Here is a 22,559-nt window from a genome sequence, read left to right on the forward strand (position 1 = left end):
TTCAGCGAGCATCCGCAAAAGGATTCCGAGTTGGGGACTCAGGCCGAATCCGGTCGTTTGAGCCCGATGAAGGTGGCCCCACCGAGGAGGGCGGTGACCGCCAGCACCAGGATCGCCTCCACGGTGATGCCGACCGCACCGAGGATCCCCGAGATGAGCGTGAATCCGAGGAACAGTGGCAACACGACGGCGATGGCCGACAGCCAGGGGCGACTCACCGCCCGCCCGATGGTGCCCGCCCCCATCTCGAACTCCGCGATGGCGTCCCGGCCGAGCACCCACCCGGCAAACAACAGGAACCCGAGGAGGCCCGCGGTCAGCATCAGGTCGACGAGGGTGTCGGCGATGAATCCGAAGATGGCGGGACGCATCGCACTCACCGACCCCGTCACCAGAAAGATCGCGAACAACGAACCGGTCGCCTGTCGACGGGTTATCTCGTGTTCGTCGACGAGATAGGAGACCGGTACCTCGAGCATCGAGATGGAACTGGAGAGCGCGGCGAGGGCCAGCACGCCGAAGAAGACGAGGGCGATTCCCTCGCCGAAGGGCAGACGAGCGAACCCACCGGCGAGACTGATGAAGACGGCACCCGCGCCACCGGAGCCAGGATCGACCCCCAGGGTGAACAAGAGCGGGAAGACGACGAGACCGGCGATGAAGCCGACGGTGGTGTTGAGGACGGCGATGCTCATTCCGTCGAAGGGGAGCGAGCGGTCCTCCGAGATGTAGGAGGCGTACGTGATCATCGTCCCGGCACCGACCGAGAGCGTGAACAACGCCTGCCCCGCCGCGGCGCCGAGGACGTCGATGAAGTTGGCCCGCAGGTACGCGAGGTCGAAGGAGAGGTAGAAGTCGAGTCCGGCAGCCGCCCCGTCCAGGGACATCGCCCAGGCGGCGAGCCCACCGAGGAGCACCACGATGGCGGGGATCATCAGCTTCGTGGCGAGTTCGATGCCGTCGCGGACCCCGGCGAAGACGATCGCCGCAGTCAGTCCCAGAAACACCACGTGGTAGGCGACGGCTGGTGGGCCGAAACTCACCGCAGTGAAGTACGCCGCCGGGTCGGCGAAGTACGCGCCACTCAGACTCTCGACCGTGTACCTGAGTGTCCAGCCCCCGACGACGCTATAGAAGGTCAACAGGAACATCGAGGTCAGCACCGCGAACAGGCCGACGTACCCCCACCGCCGTGACCCCGAGAGCGATTCGAGTGCGCCGACCGGGTTTCGTTTCGAGCGACGACCGATGACCAGTACGCCGAGCAGGCCCGGGACCCCGACGAACACCACGATGAGCAGGTACACGACGAGGAACGCACTCCCACCGTTGTCGGCGGTCATCCAGGGAAATCGCCAGATGTTGCCGAGTCCCACCGCGCTCCCGACCGCGGCGAGGATAAACCCGACACGGGTGTTCCAGGACTCGCGTGTCATTAATTCGCACTGGGTCTGACTGGGCTAAAACCCTGTCGAAGACCGGCGTTCGATGCGACGAAATATTACTACAGGGATCCTGACACGTCGTAATCCACGTACACAATCGGGAGCAATCTGCGAGGCCCGTTCCATCGGGTCCCACGAGCGAACGGCAATTGTGCACACTAAATGAGCGGGGTTTAAGCGCCGCCAGTACCGTGCTTTGACTGCATGAAGTTACACGAGTACCAGGCCAAGGATGTCTTCGCCGACGCGGGCATCCCCACGCCCGGATCGGCGCTCGCCACCTCCGTCGACGAGGTCGTCGAGATGGCATCGGACCTCGGCTATCCGGTCGCGGTAAAGGCACAGGTACACGTCGGTGGACGTGGCAAGGCAGGCGGTATCAAACTCGCAGACGACGCAGAGGAGGCACGCGCCGCTGCCGAGGACATCCTCGGGATGGACCTCAAGGGCTACACGGTCGATAAGGTGCTCGTCGAGGAAGCGGTCGACTTCACCGACGAACTCTACGTGGGTGTCACCATGGACCGTGGCGAGGGCAAACCCGTCGCCATGGTCTCCTCGAAGGGCGGCGTCAACATCGAGGAAGTGGCCGAGGAAAGCCCCGAAGCGATCGCCCGGGTCCACGTGGACCCGTCGTTCGGGATGCATCCCTACCAGGCTCGGAAGGCCGTCTACGACGCGGGCGTTCCCGACGAGGTCGCCCTCGACGTCGCCGGCGTCCTCCAGACGCTCTACCAGCTCTGGGAGGACCGCGACGCGAGCGACATCGAGGTCAACCCGCTGATGGTCACGGCAGACGGCGACGTCGTCGCCGCCGACGCGGTCATGAACATCGACGACGACGCGCTGTTCCGCCAGCCGGAACTCGCGGAACTCGAAGAGGAGTCCTACGAGGACGACCTCGAGCGAAAGGCCAGCGAGTACGGCTTCGACTACGTCAGACTCGACGGTAACGTCGGCATCATCGGGAACGGCGCCGGTCTCGTGATGACGACGCTCGACCTGGTCGACTACTACGGCGGCGAACCCGCCAACTTCCTCGACATCGGCGGTGGTGCGAAGGCCGAACGCGTCGCGAACGCGCTCGACATGGTCTTCGCCGACCCGAACGTCGACGCCATCGTGTTCAACATCTTCGGTGGCATCACCCGGGGCGACGAGGTCGCCAAGGGCATCAACGAGGCCCTCGATCAGTTCGACGAGATCCCGAAACCGGTCGTCGTCCGCCTCGCGGGCACGAACGCCGAGGAGGGTCGCGAGATCCTCAACGACGAACTGGTCACGGTCGAAGAGACACTGGAGGACGCGGTCAAACGGTCGGTCGAGAACGCAGCGGAGGTGGAAGCATGAGTGTATTCGTCGACGACGACACCCGTGTCGTGGTGCAGGGAATCACCGGCGGCGAGGGCAAGTTCCACACGGAACAGATGGTCGAGTACGGATCGAACGTGGTCGCCGGTGCCGTCCCCGGCAAGGGTGGCCAGGAAGTGAACGGCATCCCCGTCTACGACACCGTCGACGAGGCCGTCCGGGAGGAGGACGCGGATGCCTCCGTCGTCTTCGTCCCGCCGGCGTTCGCCGCGGACGCCATTTTCGAGGCGCTCGACACCGACCTGGACCTGGTCGTCGCCATCACCGAGGGCATCCCCACCCAGGACATGGCGAAGGTCTACAAGCGCCTGAGCGAGGTCGACACCCGACTGATCGGCCCGAACTGCCCGGGCATCATCACGCCCGGTGAGAGTAAACTCGGCATCCTGCCCGGGAACATCTTCGAACCGGGGAACGTCGGGCTCGTCTCCCGTTCGGGGACGCTTACCTACCAGATCGTCGATAACCTCACCAGCGAGGGTATCGGCCAGACGACTGCCATCGGTATCGGTGGCGACCCCATCATCGGGACGGACTTCATCGACGCGCTGCGCGCGTTCGAGAACGACCCGGAGACCGAGGTCGTCGTCATGACCGGCGAGATCGGTGGCGAGGACGAGGAGGAGGCCGCGGCCTTCATCGACGAGGAGATGGACACCCCCGTCGTCGGCTTCATCGCCGGCCGCACGGCCCCGCCGGGCAAACGCATGGGCCACGCTGGCGCCATCGTCTCCGGATCCGGCACCGGCACCGCCCAGAGCAAGATCGACGCGCTGAACGACGCCGGCGTCCCGGTGGGCGACACGCCCGAAGAGGTCGCCGAACACGTCGCCGACCTGCTCTGAGCACCGGAACTGTCCACCCCCACGAGTAGCGGGTTCGAACCACTCCATTCTCCGTGCGTTCGTCGGTCCACCAGCGAGCGCCCGGCTGCGCGAACATATTCGGGACAAGGGGGACGGAGAGCCGTCTCGTAGCCGACAGTGTGGCCGAGCGCACAGTCGACCCCGGCACGGTGGCGGAATCGATCCGCGTCGAGGGGACTGAGACGGCCATCGGACGGGGTCCGATGCGGACGTCGATGGTCGAATCGACGGAATCTGACGGTTGTGGGAAAAGAACCGTCCCACAACACCGATCGGTCGAGGACGGGAGACCGCAGAAAGCGCCCGGGTCGATTCGACCGATTCCCAGAATCGTGAAACCTAGACAACACTTTTGACACGATCACACGTACTACCATCTCCATGTCCACGGACCGTCCGGTCCCCGTCTCGGCCGCTATCGAGGGCGGCGAAGGGCCGACGCTGTGGATCGAAATAGGGGTCGAAGTTGACGGGGACGCCGAGTGTCCCCTCGCCGGACCTGAAAAGACGGGCGTCTCCGGGTCGGTCCAGCTGGTCAACGACAGCTGTCACGTGTCGCTGTCGACGGCGGGTGGCGACGTCACCGAGGAGGTCAAGACGTACACGACCGACGTCGACGCGGAGTGTATCTGTCCGTCGTTCTGTCGACCCGGGTGCGTCCCCGAAGTGATCGCGGTCGACGACGGCTCACTCGCTATCGGGGCGTACGCCGATTCGCGAGAGACACTCGCCGAAGTGATGACACAGGTTCGCGAGAAGGCGGCCCACGTCCGCCTCCGACGGCTCACGACCGCGAACCGACCGATGGGCGCCGAGGAGTGGCGCCACGAAGCGATGGAGCCCGTCACCCTCACCGAGAAGCAACGCGAGGCGGTGCAGACGGCTGTCGAGATGGGCTACTACGCGACACCGCGTTCCGTCTCGCTCGCCGACCTCGCCGACAGGCTGGGCGTGACTCGCTCGGCCATCTCCCAGCGACTCACCGCGGTAGAGACGAAGCTCGTCACGGCGCTGGTCACGGACCGCTGAGCGCCGGTGGTCCCTCATTCCCAGAATGGCGATTTCCACCAGTCAGAGCGGCGCTTTTCGGACCAGGCATAAAAGTCTGTAATATGCAGAATCAGCCATACCCGGCTGTTCGACACTTCTTCGAACGTGAGTGAAGAGATCGATTCGGTTCACGGTCGCTGGCGGGTCGACCGTCGCGAGAACGGTGCAGTCGAGCACCGGCAGGCGCATCGCAGCCGCGGATACCACCCGTACTCCCGAACTATGCAACGAGAACCATGCGAACACGGACGATAGGCATCCTCCTGATCGTGCTCGTCGTCTTGCTCCCCACCTGGTTCACCGCGATCCAGACGGTCGAGCACGCCGAGGAGGTAGGTATCGACACCGAGCAGACCGACATGCGACCACTCCAGTCCATCGTCGATACGCCGGAGGCGATGACGCCGGCACAGGTCGGCGTCGTGATCTGGCTGGCGCTGGGGGCGTTGATGGCCGTCCTGGCGGGGTTCCACCGGTTCATGGATCGGCTGGTGCGACCCAGCGGCGGCCCCAGAGCGGTTGCCGACGGGGGCGCACTCGACTGGTTCCAGACCGAGCATCGCTGGGTGGCGGAGTACGTCGGTTCGGCGGAGAGCGACGAGGGGGTGTTCGCCATCCTGGCGCTGTCGGCGCTCACCGTGGTCCTGTCAGTGCTCGTGGTCGTGGAGTTCTTCACGCTCGCGCGCACCCAGTACGTGGGCCTCTACGTCGGGGGCATCTTCCTCGCACTCGCGGGAATGACGGCCGCGTACTACGCCTGGTTCCTGCCACACGTCCACGTCGCGGAGGACCGATACCATGACTGAGAACGACGACGAGCGACGGGAGGACCTGTTCCTCGGCCGCTGGGAGCGACGGGACGTCGCCAGGGCGGCCATCGGGCTCGGCGGGGTGTCGGCCATCGGCGGGCTGGCGGTCCCGCTCAGCGGGCTCACCCAGGTCGCCGAGCGCGGGTTCACGGGAGAGATCTACACCGACGGAACCTACCTGGTCGACGAGAACGGCGACCGCGTCACCGAGGACGCCCTGGAGTTCGGTACCCGGACCACCGTCTTCCCGGAGACGAATCCCGGCGCTAGCGACGCACCCACGTTGCTCGTGCGATACGAGGAGAACGCATACGCCCCGCCAACCGAACTGGCGTTCACCGTCAGCGGCTACGCGGCCTATTCGAAGGTCTGTACGCACGCGGGCTGTATGGTTTCCGAAGCGGAGAACGGGACGCTCGTCTGTCCCTGTCACTTCGCGGAGTTCGATCCGCGAAGCGGGGCGGCGGTCACGGGTGGGCCGGCACCACGACCGCTCCCCCAGTTACCGATCACGCTCTCGAGCGACGGCTATCTCATGGCTACGGACAACTTCGAGGGACCGATCGGCCCTGGGGGTGAGTGACGATGGGCGCAACAGACTGGCTCACCGACCGACTCAAGATCGATGGCGAACGGCGGATGCTCGGGAAGGCCTTCCCGGCGGACGACTCGTTCCTGCTGGGCGAGGTGGCCCTGTTCTCGTTCGTCATCATCGTCCTGACGGGCATCTTTCTCGGGGCGTTCTACGAACCGAGTTCTGCCGAGGTCACCTACCAGGGTGCGGTCTCCCAGTTCCAGGGCGACGAGATGCCGGCGGCGTTCGTCAGCGTGCTCCACATCACCTACGGCGTCCCATTTGGCATGTTCGTCCGACGGCTTCACCACTGGGGCGCGCAGTTGTTCATCGCCTCGCTGGGCTTGCACATGCTCCGGGTCTTCTTCACCGGCGCGTACCGCAACCCTCGGGAGATCAACTGGGTGATCGGGAGTTTGCTGGCGATCCTCGCGATGCTCGCGAGTTACACGGGGTACTCGCTCCCCTACGACGAGTTCGCGACCACCGCCACGGGCATCGGCTACAACATCGCCCTCGCGGTCCCGCTCGTCGGCGACTTCCTGGCCCAGCTCGTCTTCGCCGGGGAGTTCCCCGCTAGCGGCACCATCCCCCGGCTGTTCTTCTTGCACGTCGTGGTCATCCCGCTTGCCATCGCGGGCCTGCTCGCGGCCCACATGCTCGTCCTGGTGAAACAGAAACATACAGAGGGGCGACGCTCGACCGAGGACGCGGAACTGGCGGGCGTCGACGAGGACGACGATTCCGTGGTCATCGGCCTGCCGCTGGTCCCGAACCAGGCGGCGGTCTCGATGGTGGTCTTCTTCCTCACCGCGGCCACGCTCGCGTTGCTCGCCGGATTCCTGCCGGTCCACAACGTCGCGGCCTACGGCCCGAACGACCCCGCTGGGACCCCTGCCATCGTCATGCCGGACTGGTTCCTGATGTGGCTGTACGGCTTTTTGAAGATCATCCCCTCGTGGTTCACGTTCCACGTCGCCGGCGTGGAGTTCAACACCGAGTTCTGGGGCGGCGTGTTCCTCTCCGGTCTCGTCTTCGGCCTGCTGATACTCTGGCCGTTCCTCGACCGGACCGACGGGGAACGACACTTCAGCGCCGATCCGCTGTCGCGACCGTTCCCGACGGCCGTCGGCGTCGCCGGCGTCGTCATGATCCTCGTCGCCTCGCTGGCGGGTATGAACAACCTGCTGGCGAGCGCACTCGGGGTGAGCACCGGCGCAGTCACGCCGATTCTCACGGTCCTCGTGGTCGTGGTCCCGATTCTGGCCGGCGTGGGAACCTACATCCTGGCGTCCGGCGCCCCGGCCCGAGGAGGTGGGCGGGGTGACTGACGTCGCCCTCGCCGGTCGAACGTATCGGTTCCTGGACGTAGCGACGAAACTCGCTGGCGTCGCCCTGCTCGTCGGGGCACTCGAACTGGGCATCGCATCGGCTCCGGGCGCCACGCTCGCACTCGCGGGCGCGGTTCTCGGCGTCAGCACCGTCTTCGTCACGGAGGAAACTCGATGAGCGAACAACAGCAATCCACAGACATCGACTCGAGACGTCGCGACTTCTTGAAGGGGCTCGGCGCGACCGCAGCGGTCGGCGCGAGCGGCCTGGGTGCGGCGAGCCAGGCCGCACAGATGAACCGCCTCCAGGTGGTCGACGACCCCATCGGAGACTACCCCTACCGCGAGTGGGAGGATCTCTACCGCGATCAGTGGGACTGGGACTCGATCGCCAGAAGCACGCACAGCGTGAACTGTACCGGCAGCTGCTCTTGGAACGTGTACGTCAAAAACGGCCAGGTGTGGCGCGAAGAGCAGGCCGCCGACTATCCACGGATCAACCAGGATCTCCCGGACCCCAACCCGCGCGGCTGCAACAAGGGCGCGTGTTACAAGGACTACGTCCACGGTGCCCAGCGGGTGAAATATCCGCTTAAACGGACGGGCGAACGCGGCGAGGGGAAATGGAAGCGCATCTCCTGGGACCAGGCCCTCGACGAGATCGCCGAAGAAGTGCTCGATACGGTCGAAGCCGGTGATTACGACGGCATCAGTGGGTTCACGCCGATCCCCGCGATGAGCCCCGTATCGTTCGCGTCCGGGACCCGGATGATCAATCTGCTCGGTGGCGTCAGCCACTCGTTCTACGACTGGTACTCGGATCTGCCACCGGGGCAGCCCCAGACGTACGGGTTCCAGACCGACAACTCCGAGAGTGCGGACTGGTACAACGCCGATTACATCATCGCGTGGGGGTCGAACATCAACGTCACCCGGATTCCGGACGCGAAGATGTTTCTGGAGTCCCGGTACGACGGAGCGAAGACGGTCGGGGTCTTCAGCGACTACTCACAGACCGCCATCCACACGGACGAGTTCATCAGCCCGGACCCCGGGACGGACGCGGCACTGGCGCTGGGGATGGCGCGGACGATTATCGAAGAGGGGCTCTACGACGAAGCCCACGTCAAAGAGCAATCAGACATGCCGCTTCTCGTCCGCGAGGATACGGGCAAATTCCTCCGGGCGTCGGAGGTCACCGGCCTCTCCGGCAACGAGAAGACGATGGTCATGCTCGACGAGGCGGGGGCCATCCGTACGGCGCCCGGCTCGCTGGGGGTTCGAGCGGGCGAGTTCGACCCCGACTCCTCGATCGAACTGGATTTCGATCCCCAGCTATCCGTCGACCAGACGGTCGATACGACCGACGGCAGCGTCCGCGTCCGGACCGTCTGGGAGCGCCTTCGAGAGCAGCTCTCGGACTACGAGCCAGACGACGTCTACGAGATTACGGGCGTGGGCGTCGAGACGATGCAGCGGATCGCCCGTGAATTTGCTGACGTCGAGAAGGGCAAGATCATCCACGGGAAAGGCGTCAACGACTGGTTCCACAACGACCTCGGTAATCGGTCGATCCAGCTCGTCGCGACGTTGACCGGAAACATGGGTCGGAACGGGACCAACGTCGACCACTACGTCGGCCAGGAGAAAATCTGGACGGTCAACGGCTGGAAACACCTCTGTTTCCCGCACCTCGACAAGACCGGTACTGGCCCCCGTGGAATGCCGACGACGCTCTGGACGTACTACCACTCCGGCATCACCGAGAGCGATCCGAAACTGGAGTCGCGAATCGAGGAGTCACTCGAGAAAGAGTGGATGCCAATGTATCCCGAGGAGCGCTCGGACGGTAGCCGACCCTCCCCGAGTATCTTCTTCGTCTGGCGTGGAAACTTCTACAACCAGGCGAAGGGCAACAAGCCGGTTCGCGACGTTCTCTGGGAGAAACTCGATCTCGTCGTCGACATCAACTTCCGGATGGATACCACGGCGAAAAACGCCGATTACGTCCTTCCAGCGGCCTCCCATTACGAGAAACACGACCTCTCGATGACGGACATGCACACGTGGATCCATCCGTTCACCCCCGCGATCGAACCGCTCGGGGAGTCCAAACCGGACTGGGAGGTCTTCCGCGATCTCGCAGCGCGCATTCAGGAACTGGCTCGCGAACGCGGCGTCGGCCCGATCGAGGACCGGTCGTTCGACCGCACGATCCAACCGGCGTCGGTGTACGACGATTACGTCAAGGATTGGCTCGACGACGAAGCGGGCGCCCTGGAGAACGGGAAAGCCGCCGCGGAGTTTATCCTCCGCAACTCGGGCGAGACGAACCCGCCGGATAGTGACGAGCAGATCACCTTCGACGACACGGTCGAGCAGCCCCAGCGGTTCCTCGCCAACGGCGGGCACTGGACGTCGGACCTCAACGAGGGCGAGGCCTTCGCGCCGTGGAAGGATTTCGTGCAGGACAAGGAGCCGTGGCCGACGTTCTCGGGACGCCAGCAGTACTACATCGATCACGACTGGTATCTCGAGGACGGCGAAGAGCTACCCACCTACAAGGAACCGCTCGGAGAAGAGAAAGCGGACGAGTACCCACTCCGGTATCTCACACCGCATGGCCGGTGGTCGATGCACTCGACCTGGCGGGACGACAAGTACATGCTCCGTCTGAACCGCGGCGAACCGGTGTTGTATATTCACCCCGACGACGCCGAGTCACGGGACATCGAGGACGGCGACACGGTCCGCATCTACAACGACCTCGCGGAGATCCACGCAATGGCGAAATACTACCCCAGCAGTCAGCGCGGCAGCGTCAGGATGAACTTCTCCTGGGAGGACTACCAGTTCCCGGATCAGGGGAACTTCAACAGCGTCACGTCCATGGATCTGAAGACGACCCAGATCGTCCAGTATCCAGAAGACACGGGCGAGCACCTCCACTTCTTCCCCAACTTCTGGGGTCCCACCGGCGTCAACAGCGACGCACGCGTGCAGATCGAGCTGGCCGAAGGGGGTGAGCGGTGATGAGCCAGAGTACTAGCCTCGCAGAAGGGATCGACCATCAGGTCGCGATGGTCATGGACCTGAACAAGTGTATCGGCTGCCAGACGTGTACGGTGGGCTGTAAGACGACGTGGACGGAACGAGAGGGGACCGAGTACATGTACTGGAACAACGTCGAGACCAAGCCCGGCAAGGGGTATCCCAGAGATTGGGAACAGAAAGGCGGGGGGTGGCAATCCGAATCCCGGTCCGAACTGAACAATGGCGAATTACCGCCCAAAGAGGACTACGGTCGGCCCTGGGAGTTCAACTACGACGAGGCCCTCTTCTCGCCGAGTACCGAGGCCTTGCGTCCGCAAGGAGAGGATCCCGAGTGGGGACCGAATTGGGACGAGGATCAGGGTGCTGGGAAACATCCGAACTCCCAGTACTTCTACATACCCCGCATCTGCAACCACTGCACGCACCCGACCTGCGTGGAGGCGTGCCCGCGGAAGGCGCTGTACAAGCGTTCCGAAGACGGCGTGGTCCTCGTCGACCAGGACCGCTGTCGTGGCTATCGCTACTGCGTGGAGGGCTGTCCCTACAAGAAGGTCTACTACAACGCGGTGAAGAAGACCTCCGAGAAGTGCATCTTCTGTTACCCCCGCATCGAAGGCGAAGGACCGGATGGCGAGACGAAAGCGCCCGTCTGTGCGGAGGAGTGTACCACCCAACTCCGGATGGTCGGGTACCTGGACGACCGCGAGGGGCCCATCTACAAACTCGTCGAACAGTACGAGGTGGCACTGCCGCTCCATCCGGAGTACCAGACCGACCCGAACATCTACTACATCCCGCCGTTCGCGCCGCCGCAGATCGACGCGGAGGGCGAGACGACGGAGTTCGATCGGATCCCCATGTCGTACCTCGAAGACCTCTTCGGCGACGGAATTCACGACGCCATGGATACCATCGAGCGAGAGCGCGCCAAGGTTAACCGTGGCGGCGACAGCGAATTGATGGAAATGTTGACGAGCGAGAATCCGGCCCAGCAGTATCGGTTGGAGGTGTTCGACGAATGAGCCGTGCGTGGAATTCGTCGAGCTCTCCAGAACGCGTTCTGGAGGTGTTCGACGAATGAGCGAATCGATTTCGTCGAGCCGGCCGGACCGTAGGTCCGGACTCGTTCGACGAATGAGCGTGAGCGAATTCGTCGAGCTTACCAGCGCTCCGCTCTGGGAGGTGTTCGACGAATGAGCCATCGGAAGACGGTCGCGGCCGTGGGCGTTCTGGCGATCACTCTCGTGGTGGCCGCCGTCGCCCTCCCCTCGATAGCGGGCGGCGTCCCGGCCAACCAGGTCCCGGTCACCGACATGCCCGGCGAGGGCGACACGCTTGCCTCGCCCACGGCGGACACGTGGGAGGATGCCGAAGGCACCGAGGTCCCGATGGCGAGTGCGCCTTCTGGCCTCCCGAATGCCGGTAGCGTGGCCACCGACGCCGTGGACGTCCAGGCGGCACGAACCGACTCGGAGCTGTACGTCCGGATGGAGTGGGACGACGCGACGGAGAACACCAGCGCCGACGAAATCCAGGCCTTCGCCGACGGTGTCGCGATGCAGATCCCGGTCGACGCCGAATCGGAACCCGACATCGCACTCGGTAGCCAGGAAACGCCCGTCAACGTCTGGTTTTGGAGCGCCGACGGGGGGACCGAAGAGCTACTCGCCGGTGGACAGGGGTCCATCACGGAGATGAGCGAGAGCACCGTCGAGACGGAGGCCGTCCACGAGGACGGCACCTGGACCGTGGTGATGCACCGCTCGCTGGCCGTCGACGATGAGAACAGGGCCGCCCTCGACACCGGCTCCGACGTCGACGTCGCCTTCGCCGTCTGGGACGGGGCGAACGGCGAACGGTCCGGTCATCACGCGGTGAGCGAGTGGTTCACCTACCCGTTCGGCCCCACTGACACCGGTCCGTCCTACCAGTATCTGCTGTGGGCCATCGCTGGCATCGCTATCGCCGTCGCGCTGGTCGTCACGGTAATGGCCGTCAGGAGTTCCAGAGAATCATGACTGACCCGGATCGACCGACCACATCGGAATCCATCGACGACCCGGTCGCGGCAGCCCGTGGCACCGTCTACGGGACGCTCGCCAGCCTCTTCGAGGAGCCCACCGAGCAGACGTACGAGGGGCTCTCGGACGGGACGCTGGCCGCCGACATCGACCGGTTGATAGAGCACGCGGACCTCGACGTCGCGGCACCCCCGCTCGTCACGGCGGACGACTACGAACTGCTGTGTGCACGGTTCAACGATATCTTTGCCATCGGCTACCCCGATCCGCCGGTGGCACTGTACGAATCCGAATACGAAAGCGAGGGCCAATGGGAGGAGATCAACCTCGACCTGGCCCGTGCGTACGACTACTTTGGGGTCGAGGTCGACGAGTCCAGACGGGAACACCACGACCACCTCCAGCTCGAACTGGAGTTCGCCGGCTATCTGTCACGGCTCGCGGCGATGAAGGGCGACGACGCGGTCCGCCGCGCGCGCCGTGACTTCCTGGACCGGCACCTCGCCCCACTCGTGGAGGAGATCGGTGAGGCCATGGACGACGAGGTGGAAACCGGCATCTACGACGACCTCGTCGAGTTCACGAACGGCTTCGTCGCGGCGGACCTGGCCGACCTGGACTCCCGACTCGACGTGGAGGTGTCCCGGGCGTGACGAACGCACCGACCCGTGTCCGGGTATCCGCCCCTCCCACGGAGACTATCCTCGGGACGGACCCCGAGCGGGGACGACGGCTCGCCGGACTGCTCGCCCTGTTGCCGACGGCAGCCATACTCCTCGTCCGGGTCGGTATCAACGCGCCGTCCGCGCCCCGACTCCCGTATAGCACGCTGTACGACCCGATCGCGACACTGGCGTTGGTGGGGCCGGCCGTTGCAGCGGTCATCGTCGGCGTCACCACGGACGACGACCTCAGACGGGTCGCGCTTGCCTTCGCTGGCGTCTTCGGCCTGCTGAGCGCGGTCGCTCGACCGGCCACCCTCCCGGCGTCAGTCGTCCTCGTGGTGACCACTGGGCTGCTAGTCGTCGCTCGTGCCCGCCGACCGTTCTCCCCCGACGAGGTCGCCGAGACGCTGGTCGGTGTCGTCTTCGTCGCCGGCGTCGCGCTCTCGATGGCCGGCAGTCTCGGTTTCGAACCCGCGACCACCAGACGGCTCGGGTCGGCCGCGACACTGCTCGCCATCGCCGGGGCACCGGTGTTCGTCGAGTGGACTTACCGCTCGGTCTTCGTCGGCGCACTCGCGGGGGCCGCCGTGGCAGGCTTCGGCCTCTCTGCACCGTTCGTTACCGGCGCTACGAGTCTCGTCGGGGGAGCCATCGTCGGCGTCTCGCTACCGGTCCTCACCGTCGCCGCGGTCGGTGGCACCACCCTCGTTGCGACCGGCATCGAGCGACGAACCATCGAGACGGCCCTGGCGGGACTGTTGCTCCTGACGGCTGGCGTCCCCGCAACGGTGCCCCGGGGTCTCGCATTGCTCCTCGGACTCGCACTACTCCTCCGAACTCGGACGGACCCATGACTGACGGCAACCAACCTGAACGACGAGCGGCGAAGGGCGCGGACGGCGTCGAAGAAATCCGTGACATCACCCTCGGGACCGCACGAAAGGAGGACTACACTGCGGCGGACGTGACGCCCGTCGAGGACGACTCCATCGACGACCTCCAGGCGCAACTCACCGCCGCAGACGCGCCGACGCGCCGTCGGGCGACCCTCGCGCTCGCCGAACGGGACTGTCCACCCGTCGTCGTCCGCCAGTTGGAGGCGCTCGCCCGGACCGACCCGGACGACGAAGTCCGGCAGTTCGCCATCGAGGCCATAGCGAAGCAGGACGGCGACCCAGCAGTCGCCAGAGACCTCCTCGAATCGGACGCGGACCAGTGGGTTCGCGCGGAGGCCGCCGTCGCCCTCGACAGACTAGATCGGGCGGCCCACGAGGACACCTTCGAACGATTGCTCGACGACGAGGCCGTCGGTGTGCGTCGGAACGCACTCATCTCGCTCACGCGGATCCGCGGTGACGATGTCCGCGACGACCTCGTCGCAGCGGTAGAGGACCCCGACGACCGCGTGCGCGAGTGGGCGACGAAACTCCTGGGCACGTTCGACGACGATCCGATTGTCGAAACGGCCCTGAAGGCGGTCCTCGAGGACGAAGACGAGGTGGACATCGTCAAGCAGACGGCCGCGCGCTCGCTGGGCGCCCGCGGCGAGGACGTCGACTCGCTTGTGGAAGGCTCGTCCGGTACGGAAATGGCCGGCGATCACATGCTGAACCAGGTCCCCGACCGCTAGGGGCCGACCGCCTCGGCGTCGAGCAGCGTTTCGAGGTAATCGAACTGATATTCGAACTCGCGGTTGCGCTGCATCGAGACGAGCGTCTCGTCCAGCGCCGTGCCGATGACGCCCCCGAGCGTGAACTCCGTCCAGGCGACGAGCCGCGATCCGGGGTCGGTCGCCTCGACCGTGTACTCCGTCCGCATCCGTTCGAACATCCCGTCAACGGCGTCGAACGCGAGGACCGCGTCCGCCTCCCTGTCGATCCGAACGACCAACTCGATGGACGCCAGACCGAGACGGCTGGCGAGCGCGATGCGGTCGCCAGTCATCGAAACCGAATCGACACCGCTGGCACCGACAAACGACTCGAGGTCGCGCTCGATGAGCCCGCTAAGTTCTGCTGGCGGAACCGCGAATGTCCGTGACTCGCGCACTCGTGCCATACGCCAACCACAGCATCCCGTACGATGAACGCGTCCCCGAATACGTTCGCTCCCGGTGTCGAACCGACCCGGAACGGTACCGCCCACCCCTTCGGTCTCGGAACACTCAAACCCGTTCCCCGAATATATTCGGTACTCTCGATGCCTCGCGCGACGCTCACCATCACCGTCCCCGGGACCGTCTGGATCGGTGCCATCTCCCGGGAGTACCCCGATGCGCGATTCCGTATCCTCTCGGCGATCCCCGGCGAGGACACGGGCGTCGGACTCGTGGAGATCACCGCATCGACGCTATCCGAGGTCGTCCAGGCCGTGGACGAGACCACCGAGGTCGAACAGTTGAACCTCCTCAAACGTCACGAGGACACCGCACTCGTCCAGTTCGAGACGACCGACCCGCTGTTGTTGTTCCCCATCATGAGTTCCGGCATCCCCCTCGAGATGCCCTTCGACATCGTTGACGGGAAAGCGGTGTGGGAGGTCACAACCTCCCAGGACCGGCTCTCCGAACTCGGCGACCAGCTCGACGCCTTCGGGATCCAGTTCACCGTCGAGGAGATACACTATCACCTCCAGACCGAGCAGTTACTCACCGAGCGCCAGGAATCACTCGTCGATCGCGCCATCGAACTGGGCTACTACGACACCCCACGCGAGTGTACGTTGACCGAACTCGCGGAAGACGTCGGACTCGCGAAATCAACGTGCAGTGAGACGCTCCACCGCGCCGAGGGTAAGATCGTCAAAGAGTTTCAGATCGACGACGGCCGATAGCTCACGTCTCGTTTCGACCGTCGAGTCGGTCCTCGACGAACGAATCGAAGTCGACGTCCCCGTGTTCGTATTTGTCGCCGTGTTCCGCGACGACCATACCTTTCTCGGTAATCTCGTAGAGGCCACTGTTGGGGGCCGGGCCTATCCGCTCCAGCAACCCGTAATCGGCCAGGACAGGGAGCCGTGTGTTGATATACGAGCGGTCTTTCTCGAGTTCGTACGAGAGGTTGGCGGCGGTATTTCGTTTCCCGTCCACCAGGGCCTCAAGTATTTCGAGATCTGTTGGGAGTGCGAGCTTCATCGTGGGCGATTGTCGAGTAATACGTCCCCCCGGAGTTTAGGTTGTTCCCTCCCAGCGACGGTGCGGGCGGCGCTGGTTCGCGACGCTCGTCGCATTGCTGTCGTGAATATGAACCGGGGGCGGATTCGAACCGAAATCACTTCGCTCCCTTCGGTCGCTTGTGGTAGGGCTCGAATCCGCTACCCATTTTTCTCGCAAGCCGCTCGAAAAATGGGCCGGGGCGGATTCGAACCACGGTCGCAAATCGAAGATCTGCTCCCTGATTCGAACCGCTACCCATTTTTCTCGCAGGCCGCTCGAAAAATGGGCCGGGGCGGATTCGAACCGCCGACCTGCTCCGTGTGAAGGAGCCGTCATAACCGGACTAGACCACCGGCCCGTAGCCCGATTTACCGGCAGCGAAAACTTAAGACTTGCCTATTGAGCGCTGCGGAATCCCGAGATCTGCCGTCGCGCGGTCCCGATCGCCTCGCGGGCCTCACCCTCAGCACGCCGCTCCAAATTCAGAAGGTCCGCCTGCACGGTCTGGAGGCGTCCAGCTTCGGGTTCCTTCTCTCGACCGATCATCGCCCGGACCCGCTCCTCGACGGGGTCCAGTTCCTCGCGAACGCCCCGTGCCGCCGTCTCGACTGCTCGCCCGAGGTAATACCGGCTATCTTCGAAGTGTTTGTTCATACGCCTCCCAACGCCGCCCGCGGAGATAACTGTTGTGTCCGAAGGGACAGAATCCCACCGGGGGATTCTGCCGGCACCGGAACGTCTAACTATTGTTTAGGCATACCTAAAGCCAGGCGACGTCCGAAGTCGCCTGCCCCATCAGTGGTCACCGAGATTTGGTCACCCACCGATCGAGGCCCCACGAAGCGGTCGTTCGACACCCGGAACGACTGACTCACCCACCCACCCCACGTCCAGCATTCGGGGCGACACCCACCGTCCCACCCCCCTCAGGTCGCCCGTTTCGTGGATGCTCCCGCTCTTTACCGTTTCAGTAGCGAGGCTCCAGTTCCTCGATGCCGTCGCGATGGTTCGCCACCCGACCGAACACGAACAGTGCGTCGGAGAGTCGGTTGAGGTAGACCACGATAGATTCGTTGAGAGTCTCGTCTTCGGCCGCCTCGATCACCCGTCGTTCCGCTCGTCGACAGACCGCACGGGCGTGATGGAGTGGCGCGCCCGCGTTCCCGCCACTCGGGATGATAAAGCGCTGGAGCGGTCCGACCTCGGCCTGGGCCTCGTCGATCCAGTCCTCCAGTCGTTCGACGTGTTCCTCGGTGACTACCGGCGCATCGTCCCCGGGGTCGGGATTCGAGAGGTCCGCCTGCACGATATGCAAGTGGTTCTGGACCGAGACGAGACGCTCGTCGAGGTCCTGGTACCCAGTGGGTCGAATCGTCCCCACGAGTCCGTTGAGTTCGTCCACCGTCCCATAGGCCTCGATTCGCGGGCTCGTCTTCGGGACGCGGGACATGTCGGCCAGATCCGTCATTCCCTCGTCGCCACGGCCCGTGTAGATGGTCATATCCCACACTGCGGTTCTCGTCGACATAGATGTTGGCAAGGTCCAAGTCCCAACAGCGTCGACCAATTTGGACGTCTGTAGAGCCCCGTATACAGCCGAAATCGGCCAGTGCAGGTATTTTTCCACCCGAATCCGAGGAAACCAATCACGTGGACGAATTTTTCGTATCGCAGAATACGATTCACTATATAAATGACCGGCGGGGAAACCCGAATCTTCAATGTCTTCGATGAAACACTCCCTCGTATGGCCAGCGACATGGAACACTACTGCCCGGACTGCGCTGCGGATCGGACCTTCAAGAAATCGGCGAGCACGATGGTCCACCTCGGCGAGAAGACGAAGTGGTACTGCACGGAGTGTGACTACCAGCTCATCAAGATCAACGGCATCGATTCGACGGCGACGGCCTGATTCCCGGGCACTGCACATTCTCCGCGTGCCATCTCGAGTGACTGTGTTCAAGCACGAGATTCCCCCTTCGTTCGAACGTTGTCGACTCTAGGTGTCGATCGTTCTCAGATAGGTCCGATTCCACTCACTGACCATCGACGTCGATTCTCACACCACCCTATCGCTGAGCAGATTCCCACATCCGAATTCGACGAAGTGACGACTCCTTGCGGTCCGACTCCTGAATCCGGTCCCGGCAGTATCGAGAGGTATTCCAGAGGAGAAGCAGTGCTCAACCACGCGCAAATAAATCACATGCCGCGATAGCAAACCCGAAATCAGAAAGTGAGCAGAGCACGGCAAACGGACGTCCGCAGCCGAGAGATGACGAAAAATAGGGCATTGGCAGTTGCCCGACAGTTGACGAGGAACCGGCGAAAGTAAATGTTCGATTACACGTCGGCTGGCGTCGCGCGAGCTGCCGTCGATTTGAAGGCCGCGACGACTGGGGCCCCGACCTCGAGGCCGAGACGGTCGACGCTCTCGGTCGTGACGACGGCATCGATCTCGACCCCCGAACCGACGTCCACGGTGACAGTCGCAGTGGTCTCTCGACGGTCGATCGAACTGATCGTTCCCGTGAGCTGGTTTCGAAGGCTGGTTCGGGTCTCGGAAGGGGAATCCGAATCCACCAGCACGACGGCGTCGGCCCGGATGGCGATTTCGACTCGCTCGGCCCTCGCAGGTGCGCGGACGGTGAGAGTGCCTGCATCGGTATCGACGATGGCCAGTTCGCCGTGGCGTTCGACGACCGTTCCGGAGATGACCGATTCCGCGACAGCAGTCACGCCGCCGAGTTCCGATCGCAATCGCTCGAATCGACGAATGAGGGTTCGAGCCTCCTCCGTCAACGCGGTCCCGCCCCCGCCCCGGCCGCCACGACTTCGGCTCGTCAGGTCGCCGAACACCGCTTCGAGTTCCACGACTCGCCGTTGCAGATGGGGGTAGGACCGCCCAAGTTCCTCAGCGGCCTGGGACATCGATCCAGTACGATCGATGGCACGGAGCATACGAACGTCTCGTTCGGTGACCGTCGTCTCGCCATCTGACAGCAATGGTTCGAAACTATCCTCGACAGTCATTGATGGGGTCCGACGGACCGCCCCGGATCGGGAGCGCTCATGTCGGTTTAGTATATCAACTCACCATCGATAAACTTCCGGGTTCGATCGGAGTCGGGATTCTCGAACACTCGATCTGTCGGTCCGACTTCGCTGAAGTCACCATCGAGCAGTACCGCGACCCGGTCGGCAACCCGTTCCGCCTGGTGCATGTCGTGGGTCGCGACGACGACGCCCATACCGCGGTCACTCGCCTCCGTCATCGCCTCCTCGATGATTGCGGTGTTCCGCGGGTCCAGATCGGACGTCGGTTCGTCGAGTAGGAGGACGTCGGGGTCGTACGCCATCGCACGCGCAAACGATACCCGCTGGGCCTCGCCACCGGAGAGTGACGAAGCGTGCTGGTCGACCCTGTCCCCCAGGCCGACGATGTCCAGTGCGTCTACCACCGCTTCGGGCGGTTCGAAGTCTCCGCCGATCGATCGCAATTCGTCCCGTAAGCGATCAGACCATGGCCGTCGTACCCGAAGGCCGTACTCCACGTTTCTGGCGACGCTGGCGTCGAACAGACTCGCATCCTGGAAGACCATCCCGATTTGCCGTCGTAGTTCGAGTCGAGCCGACTCATCCGTCTGCCAGACGTCAACATCGTCGAATAGGACCGTTCCGTCGTCGGGTCGAGTCGTGAGCGAAAGGAGGTTCAGTACAGTGGTCTTCCCAACACCCGACGGACCGATGACGGCGACGATTTCCCCGGGGGTAATATCGAGTGAGAGATCTTCGAGTACGGTCTCGGCACCGTACGATTGGAAGACGTTTCTCGCTCCGATCATCGCTGGCTCACCCCGTCATCCCCGAGGCGCAAGACGAGAGCGTTGACGACGAGGACGAGCACCACCAGCACTGCGCCGAGCACCATCGCCGTCTCGTAACGGCCCTGGCGGGCTTCGAGCTGGATAGCGGTCGTGAGTGTCCGAGTCTTGGAGATGCCCTCCGCACTCGTGATATTCCCACCGACGATGAGTACGGACCCGACCTCACTGATGGCCCGTCCGAACCCCGCAAGGATCGCCGTCGCGATCCCGTATCGGGCTTCCTTCAGGACGACGAGTGCGACGTCCACGCGCGTCCCGCCGAGGGCTCGAGCGGCTTCGGAAACGCTCTCGTCTACCCCACCGATCGCCGCCATGCTGATCGCCGTAATCGGCGGCGTCGCGAGCACGAACTGTGACATGATCATCGCCTCCTTCGTGAACACCAGCCCCAGCGAACCTAGCGGCCCCTGGTTCGAGACGGCGAACAGGACGACCAGGCCGACCACGACGCTGGGAAAGCCCATCCCCGTGTTGATGACCGATTGCACGAACCGCTTGCCCGGAAACTCGGTGAATCCGAGGACGACCGCGACGGGGATACTGAACAGCGTGCTCAGGGATACCGCGACGAGACTCACGTACAGCGAGACGTAGACGATGCTGGGGACGTAGCCCTCCCTAAAAGAGAACTCGAAGACGGTCGGGAGTAGCTGTGCGACTGATTCGAGGGCCACGCTTACCCGTCGGTGGAGTCGCTACTCCAGCCTTGCGGAACGTACTGCTGGAAGTTGGGGTCCTCGGAAACGGCCTCGGGGTAGAACAGCTGTTCGCCGTTCATCGTGTAGTTCGAGATGGCGTCCTGCGCACCGGGACTGGTGATCCACCCGATGTAGGCCATCGCGAGGTCGTAATTGGCATTGTCGTGAACGCCTGGGTTGACCGCCAGGATCCCGTAGGGATTCGCGAGGATCTCCGGTCCATCCTCGATAGGGCCCTGAACGAGAATGACGAGATCGACCTCCGAGCGTTGGGAGATGAACGTTCCCCGATCCGAGAGCGTGTATGCTCCCTGTTGATTGGCGATGTTCAACGCTTCACCCATCCCGGTACCAGTCTCCTGGTACCAGTCTCCACCAGGGTCTGTGCCCGCTGCCTCCCAGAGATTGAGCTCCTTGGTATGGGTTCCGGAGTTGTCTCCCCGGGAGACGAAGGTGGCCCCGGCGTCCGCGATCGCGGTGAGGGCGTCTGTCGCCGAACTCATACCCTGGATGCCCGCAGGGTCGTCCTCGGGCCCGACGATGACGAAGTCGTTGAACATCAGATCGCGGCGGTTGATCCCGTACCCGTTGCGCATGAATTCGTCTTCGAGACCCCGTGCGTGGACCATCACCACGTCGGAGTCACCGTTGCGAGCGGACTCCAGGGCGGCACCGGTCCCCTGTGCAATTGCGTCGACCGTCACCCCGTACATCTCCTCGAAGTCGGAGTGTATCTCGTCCAGCAGTCCCGTGTCGTAGGTACTGGTCGTCGTGGTCAGCGTCAACGTTTCACCGGCCACCGCAGGCTGTTCGCTGTTCGAACCCGTCCCGACACAGCCAGCCGTACTCGCAAGTGCTCCTGCGCCCAGTACCTTGATAAACTGCCGTCGTTGTATCGGCATAGATATGTCGTTGAACCTGTTTCCCAAATACGTTTCGATGGGGAGATAACCATATGAAGTCACGTTGGGAAGTGACGCTACAGACATATTTTCAGGTGAATTGCCGGTATGAGAGATACTGCGGGTATTTCTGTCGTAATCCGAAATCGGAGATGTGAACAAATTCTGTTTCGTCGAGGGGCGACGTTGCGCCGATCGCACTGGGGGACGTTTCTTAGTAGTACAAGGATACTGGCTGTTGGTAGGTAAGTATAAACCGAAGACTCCCGTAGGTGAAACGTATGACGACGGACGAAAAACTCGGCGTCCACTGCGCCGGCGAGGAGTGGTGTCCGATCCAGGCGACGGCGAAACTGCTGTGCAAGAAGTGGCATCCCGTCATCATCCACCGCCTCCTGGACGAGGGACCGATGGGGTTCAACGAACTGAAAGAGGCCGTCGACGGCATCTCGAGTAAGGTCCTCTCGGACAACCTGGACGACCTCGAGGAGTACACCCTCGTAAACCGCGAAGTGGTGAGCGAGAAACCCTTCCGGGTGGCCTATTCGCTGACACCCCGTGGCGAGTCGACCCAGGGCATCATCGACGAGATGCAGACCTGGGGGACGGAGAACCTCACCGAACCCATCGGGACCGCACAGGTCGCCGACTGACTCGGCCGGCACGGGGAGCCGACCGACACGGCCGAAAGACGCCGACCCTGTCGGGAAGAAAATCCCTAAATACGTG

25 protein-coding genes and 1 tRNA gene are annotated in these 22,559 nt (G+C 63.6%); 16 read left to right on the forward strand and 10 right to left on the reverse strand.

Annotated features, from left to right (window positions below; all coding sequences use genetic code 11):
• Positions 1-38: 38 nt before the first annotated feature.
• Positions 39-1,436, reverse strand: a complete 1,398-nt coding sequence (locus HSRCO_RS11260; protein ID WP_259517740.1) for a sodium-dependent transporter — start codon at positions 1,434-1,436, stop codon at positions 39-41.
• Between the two features lie 213 nt (positions 1,437-1,649).
• Between HSRCO_RS11260 and sucC the strand changes: the two genes are divergently transcribed.
• From sucC to HSRCO_RS11325, 13 genes are all read left to right on the forward strand, one after another.
• On the forward strand, positions 1,650-2,795 hold the full coding sequence (gene sucC, locus HSRCO_RS11265) for an ADP-forming succinate--CoA ligase subunit beta (protein ID WP_259517741.1): 1,146 nt from the start codon (positions 1,650-1,652) through the stop codon (positions 2,793-2,795).
• Positions 2,792-3,661: a succinate--CoA ligase subunit alpha gene (sucD, locus tag HSRCO_RS11270; RefSeq protein WP_259517742.1), complete on the forward strand. Its 870-nt coding sequence runs from the start codon at positions 2,792-2,794 to the stop codon at positions 3,659-3,661. Before sucC ends, sucD begins: the two co-directional genes overlap by 4 nt.
• A 402-nt stretch (positions 3,662-4,063) precedes the next feature.
• Positions 4,064-4,711: a helix-turn-helix domain-containing protein gene (locus HSRCO_RS14555; protein WP_310795436.1), complete on the forward strand. Its 648-nt coding sequence runs from the start codon at positions 4,064-4,066 to the stop codon at positions 4,709-4,711.
• 257 nt (positions 4,712-4,968) lie between these two features.
• Entirely contained in the window at positions 4,969-5,538 is a 570-nt protein-coding gene (locus HSRCO_RS11280) for a hypothetical protein (RefSeq protein ID WP_259517743.1), read from the forward strand.
• The gene (locus HSRCO_RS11285; RefSeq protein WP_259517744.1) at positions 5,531-6,124 is read left to right on the forward strand and encodes a ubiquinol-cytochrome c reductase iron-sulfur subunit; all 594 of its coding nucleotides are present in this window, start codon (positions 5,531-5,533) and stop codon (positions 6,122-6,124) included. The genes HSRCO_RS11280 and HSRCO_RS11285 overlap by 8 nt, the downstream gene beginning before the upstream one ends.
• 2 nt (positions 6,125-6,126) lie before the next feature.
• Positions 6,127-7,446 (forward strand): cytochrome bc complex cytochrome b subunit, encoded by a 1,320-nt coding sequence (locus HSRCO_RS11290; protein ID WP_259517745.1) that lies wholly within the window; start codon positions 6,127-6,129, stop codon positions 7,444-7,446.
• On the forward strand, positions 7,439-7,624 hold the full coding sequence (locus HSRCO_RS11295; RefSeq protein WP_259517746.1) for a hypothetical protein: 186 nt from the start codon (positions 7,439-7,441) through the stop codon (positions 7,622-7,624). Before HSRCO_RS11290 ends, HSRCO_RS11295 begins: the two co-directional genes overlap by 8 nt.
• On the forward strand, positions 7,621-10,479 hold the full coding sequence (locus tag HSRCO_RS11300; protein ID WP_259517747.1) for a molybdopterin-dependent oxidoreductase: 2,859 nt from the start codon (positions 7,621-7,623) through the stop codon (positions 10,477-10,479). The genes HSRCO_RS11295 and HSRCO_RS11300 overlap by 4 nt, the downstream gene beginning before the upstream one ends.
• Positions 10,479-11,522, forward strand: coding sequence for a 4Fe-4S dicluster domain-containing protein (locus HSRCO_RS11305; protein ID WP_259517748.1), 1,044 nt, complete (start codon positions 10,479-10,481; stop codon positions 11,520-11,522). The genes HSRCO_RS11300 and HSRCO_RS11305 overlap by 1 nt, the downstream gene beginning before the upstream one ends.
• Before the next feature lie 171 nt (positions 11,523-11,693).
• Positions 11,694-12,518: an ethylbenzene dehydrogenase-related protein gene (locus HSRCO_RS11310; protein ID WP_259517749.1), complete on the forward strand. Its 825-nt coding sequence runs from the start codon at positions 11,694-11,696 to the stop codon at positions 12,516-12,518.
• On the forward strand, positions 12,515-13,174 hold the full coding sequence (locus HSRCO_RS11315; RefSeq protein ID WP_259517750.1) for a molecular chaperone TorD family protein: 660 nt from the start codon (positions 12,515-12,517) through the stop codon (positions 13,172-13,174). Before HSRCO_RS11310 ends, HSRCO_RS11315 begins: the two co-directional genes overlap by 4 nt.
• Positions 13,171-14,040, forward strand: a complete 870-nt coding sequence (locus tag HSRCO_RS11320) for a phosphate ABC transporter permease (protein WP_259517751.1) — start codon at positions 13,171-13,173, stop codon at positions 14,038-14,040. The genes HSRCO_RS11315 and HSRCO_RS11320 overlap by 4 nt, the downstream gene beginning before the upstream one ends.
• Complete coding sequence (locus HSRCO_RS11325; RefSeq protein ID WP_259517752.1) at positions 14,037-14,816, forward strand: HEAT repeat domain-containing protein; 780 nt, start codon at positions 14,037-14,039, stop codon at positions 14,814-14,816. Before HSRCO_RS11320 ends, HSRCO_RS11325 begins: the two co-directional genes overlap by 4 nt.
• Here the strand turns inward: HSRCO_RS11325 and HSRCO_RS11330 are convergent.
• The gene (locus tag HSRCO_RS11330; RefSeq protein ID WP_259517753.1) at positions 14,813-15,244 is read right to left on the reverse strand and encodes an SRPBCC family protein; all 432 of its coding nucleotides are present in this window, start codon (positions 15,242-15,244) and stop codon (positions 14,813-14,815) included. The two genes, HSRCO_RS11325 and HSRCO_RS11330, sit on opposite strands and share 4 nt — an antisense overlap.
• A 141-nt stretch (positions 15,245-15,385) precedes the next feature.
• Here HSRCO_RS11330 and HSRCO_RS11335 point away from each other — a divergent pair, with 141 nt between their 5' ends.
• On the forward strand, positions 15,386-16,018 hold the full coding sequence (locus HSRCO_RS11335) for a helix-turn-helix domain-containing protein (RefSeq protein ID WP_259517754.1): 633 nt from the start codon (positions 15,386-15,388) through the stop codon (positions 16,016-16,018).
• A gap of 1 nt (position 16,019) precedes the next feature.
• Here HSRCO_RS11335 and HSRCO_RS11340 read toward each other — a convergent pair whose 3' ends face one another.
• From HSRCO_RS11340 to HSRCO_RS11355, 4 genes are all read right to left on the reverse strand, one after another.
• On the reverse strand, positions 16,020-16,319 hold the full coding sequence (locus HSRCO_RS11340) for a winged helix-turn-helix domain-containing protein (protein WP_259517755.1): 300 nt from the start codon (positions 16,317-16,319) through the stop codon (positions 16,020-16,022).
• 304 nt (positions 16,320-16,623) lie between these two features.
• Positions 16,624-16,698 (reverse strand) — tRNA-Val (locus HSRCO_RS11345).
• Positions 16,699-16,736: 38 nt separating this feature from the next.
• Entirely contained in the window at positions 16,737-16,994 is a 258-nt protein-coding gene (locus HSRCO_RS11350; RefSeq protein WP_259517756.1) for a hypothetical protein, read from the reverse strand.
• 313 nt (positions 16,995-17,307) lie between these two features.
• Complete coding sequence (locus tag HSRCO_RS11355) at positions 17,308-17,841, reverse strand: cob(I)yrinic acid a,c-diamide adenosyltransferase (RefSeq protein WP_259517757.1); 534 nt, start codon at positions 17,839-17,841, stop codon at positions 17,308-17,310.
• A gap of 246 nt (positions 17,842-18,087) precedes the next feature.
• Here HSRCO_RS11355 and HSRCO_RS11360 point away from each other — a divergent pair, with 246 nt between their 5' ends.
• Positions 18,088-18,255, forward strand: coding sequence for a hypothetical protein (locus tag HSRCO_RS11360; RefSeq protein ID WP_259517758.1), 168 nt, complete (start codon positions 18,088-18,090; stop codon positions 18,253-18,255).
• A gap of 431 nt (positions 18,256-18,686) precedes the next feature.
• Here HSRCO_RS11360 and HSRCO_RS11365 read toward each other — a convergent pair whose 3' ends face one another.
• Genes HSRCO_RS11365 through HSRCO_RS11380 form a run of 4 tightly spaced genes read right to left on the reverse strand, consistent with a single transcriptional unit; the run spans position 18,687 to position 21,830 of the window.
• Positions 18,687-19,376, reverse strand: coding sequence for a TOBE domain-containing protein (locus HSRCO_RS11365; protein WP_259517759.1), 690 nt, complete (start codon positions 19,374-19,376; stop codon positions 18,687-18,689).
• Positions 19,377-19,423: 47 nt separating this feature from the next.
• Complete coding sequence (locus tag HSRCO_RS11370) at positions 19,424-20,188, reverse strand: amino acid ABC transporter ATP-binding protein (protein ID WP_259517760.1); 765 nt, start codon at positions 20,186-20,188, stop codon at positions 19,424-19,426.
• Positions 20,185-20,904: an ABC transporter permease gene (locus HSRCO_RS11375; protein WP_259517761.1), complete on the reverse strand. Its 720-nt coding sequence runs from the start codon at positions 20,902-20,904 to the stop codon at positions 20,185-20,187. Before HSRCO_RS11375 ends, HSRCO_RS11370 begins: the two co-directional genes overlap by 4 nt.
• A 2-nt stretch (positions 20,905-20,906) precedes the next feature.
• Positions 20,907-21,830: a substrate-binding domain-containing protein gene (locus HSRCO_RS11380; RefSeq protein WP_259517762.1), complete on the reverse strand. Its 924-nt coding sequence runs from the start codon at positions 21,828-21,830 to the stop codon at positions 20,907-20,909.
• A 281-nt stretch (positions 21,831-22,111) separates the two neighbouring features.
• Between HSRCO_RS11380 and HSRCO_RS11385 the strand changes: the two genes are divergently transcribed.
• Positions 22,112-22,483, forward strand: coding sequence for a helix-turn-helix domain-containing protein (locus HSRCO_RS11385; RefSeq protein WP_259517763.1), 372 nt, complete (start codon positions 22,112-22,114; stop codon positions 22,481-22,483).
• Positions 22,484-22,559: the final 76 nt, after the last annotated feature.

Source organism: Halanaeroarchaeum sp. HSR-CO, assembly GCF_024972755.1.
Taxonomy (GTDB): domain Archaea; phylum Halobacteriota; class Halobacteria; order Halobacteriales; family Halobacteriaceae; genus Halanaeroarchaeum.

Excerpts from the sequence above, each read along its gene's own strand:
- HSRCO_RS11325 (WP_259517752.1), top strand. The coding sequence starts at position 14,037 with ATGACTGACGGCAACCAACCTGAACGACGAGCGGCGAAGGGCGCGGAC.
- HSRCO_RS11330 (WP_259517753.1), bottom strand. The coding sequence starts at position 15,244 with ATGGCACGAGTGCGCGAGTCACGGACATTCGCGGTTCCGCCAGCAGAA.
- HSRCO_RS14555 (WP_310795436.1), top strand. The coding sequence starts at position 4,064 with ATGTCCACGGACCGTCCGGTCCCCGTCTCGGCCGCTATCGAGGGCGGC.
- HSRCO_RS11315 (WP_259517750.1), top strand. The coding sequence starts at position 12,515 with ATGACTGACCCGGATCGACCGACCACATCGGAATCCATCGACGACCCG.
- HSRCO_RS11365 (WP_259517759.1), bottom strand. The coding sequence starts at position 19,376 with ATGACTGTCGAGGATAGTTTCGAACCATTGCTGTCAGATGGCGAGACG.
- HSRCO_RS11360 (WP_259517758.1), top strand. The coding sequence starts at position 18,088 with ATGGCCAGCGACATGGAACACTACTGCCCGGACTGCGCTGCGGATCGG.
- HSRCO_RS11280 (WP_259517743.1), top strand. The coding sequence starts at position 4,969 with ATGCGAACACGGACGATAGGCATCCTCCTGATCGTGCTCGTCGTCTTG.
- HSRCO_RS11370 (WP_259517760.1), bottom strand. The coding sequence starts at position 20,188 with ATGATCGGAGCGAGAAACGTCTTCCAATCGTACGGTGCCGAGACCGTA.
- HSRCO_RS11260 (WP_259517740.1), bottom strand. The coding sequence starts at position 1,436 with ATGACACGCGAGTCCTGGAACACCCGTGTCGGGTTTATCCTCGCCGCG.
- HSRCO_RS11385 (WP_259517763.1), top strand. The coding sequence starts at position 22,112 with ATGACGACGGACGAAAAACTCGGCGTCCACTGCGCCGGCGAGGAGTGG.
- HSRCO_RS11300 (WP_259517747.1), top strand. The coding sequence starts at position 7,621 with ATGAGCGAACAACAGCAATCCACAGACATCGACTCGAGACGTCGCGAC.
- sucC (WP_259517741.1), top strand. The coding sequence starts at position 1,650 with ATGAAGTTACACGAGTACCAGGCCAAGGATGTCTTCGCCGACGCGGGC.
- HSRCO_RS11285 (WP_259517744.1), top strand. The coding sequence starts at position 5,531 with ATGACTGAGAACGACGACGAGCGACGGGAGGACCTGTTCCTCGGCCGC.
- HSRCO_RS11290 (WP_259517745.1), top strand. The coding sequence starts at position 6,127 with ATGGGCGCAACAGACTGGCTCACCGACCGACTCAAGATCGATGGCGAA.
- sucD (WP_259517742.1), top strand. The coding sequence starts at position 2,792 with ATGAGTGTATTCGTCGACGACGACACCCGTGTCGTGGTGCAGGGAATC.
- HSRCO_RS11380 (WP_259517762.1), bottom strand. The coding sequence starts at position 21,830 with ATGCCGATACAACGACGGCAGTTTATCAAGGTACTGGGCGCAGGAGCA.
- HSRCO_RS11350 (WP_259517756.1), bottom strand. The coding sequence starts at position 16,994 with ATGAACAAACACTTCGAAGATAGCCGGTATTACCTCGGGCGAGCAGTC.
- HSRCO_RS11310 (WP_259517749.1), top strand. The coding sequence starts at position 11,694 with ATGAGCCATCGGAAGACGGTCGCGGCCGTGGGCGTTCTGGCGATCACT.
- HSRCO_RS11355 (WP_259517757.1), bottom strand. The coding sequence starts at position 17,841 with ATGACCATCTACACGGGCCGTGGCGACGAGGGAATGACGGATCTGGCC.
- HSRCO_RS11305 (WP_259517748.1), top strand. The coding sequence starts at position 10,479 with ATGAGCCAGAGTACTAGCCTCGCAGAAGGGATCGACCATCAGGTCGCG.
- HSRCO_RS11335 (WP_259517754.1), top strand. The coding sequence starts at position 15,386 with ATGCCTCGCGCGACGCTCACCATCACCGTCCCCGGGACCGTCTGGATC.
- HSRCO_RS11340 (WP_259517755.1), bottom strand. The coding sequence starts at position 16,319 with ATGAAGCTCGCACTCCCAACAGATCTCGAAATACTTGAGGCCCTGGTG.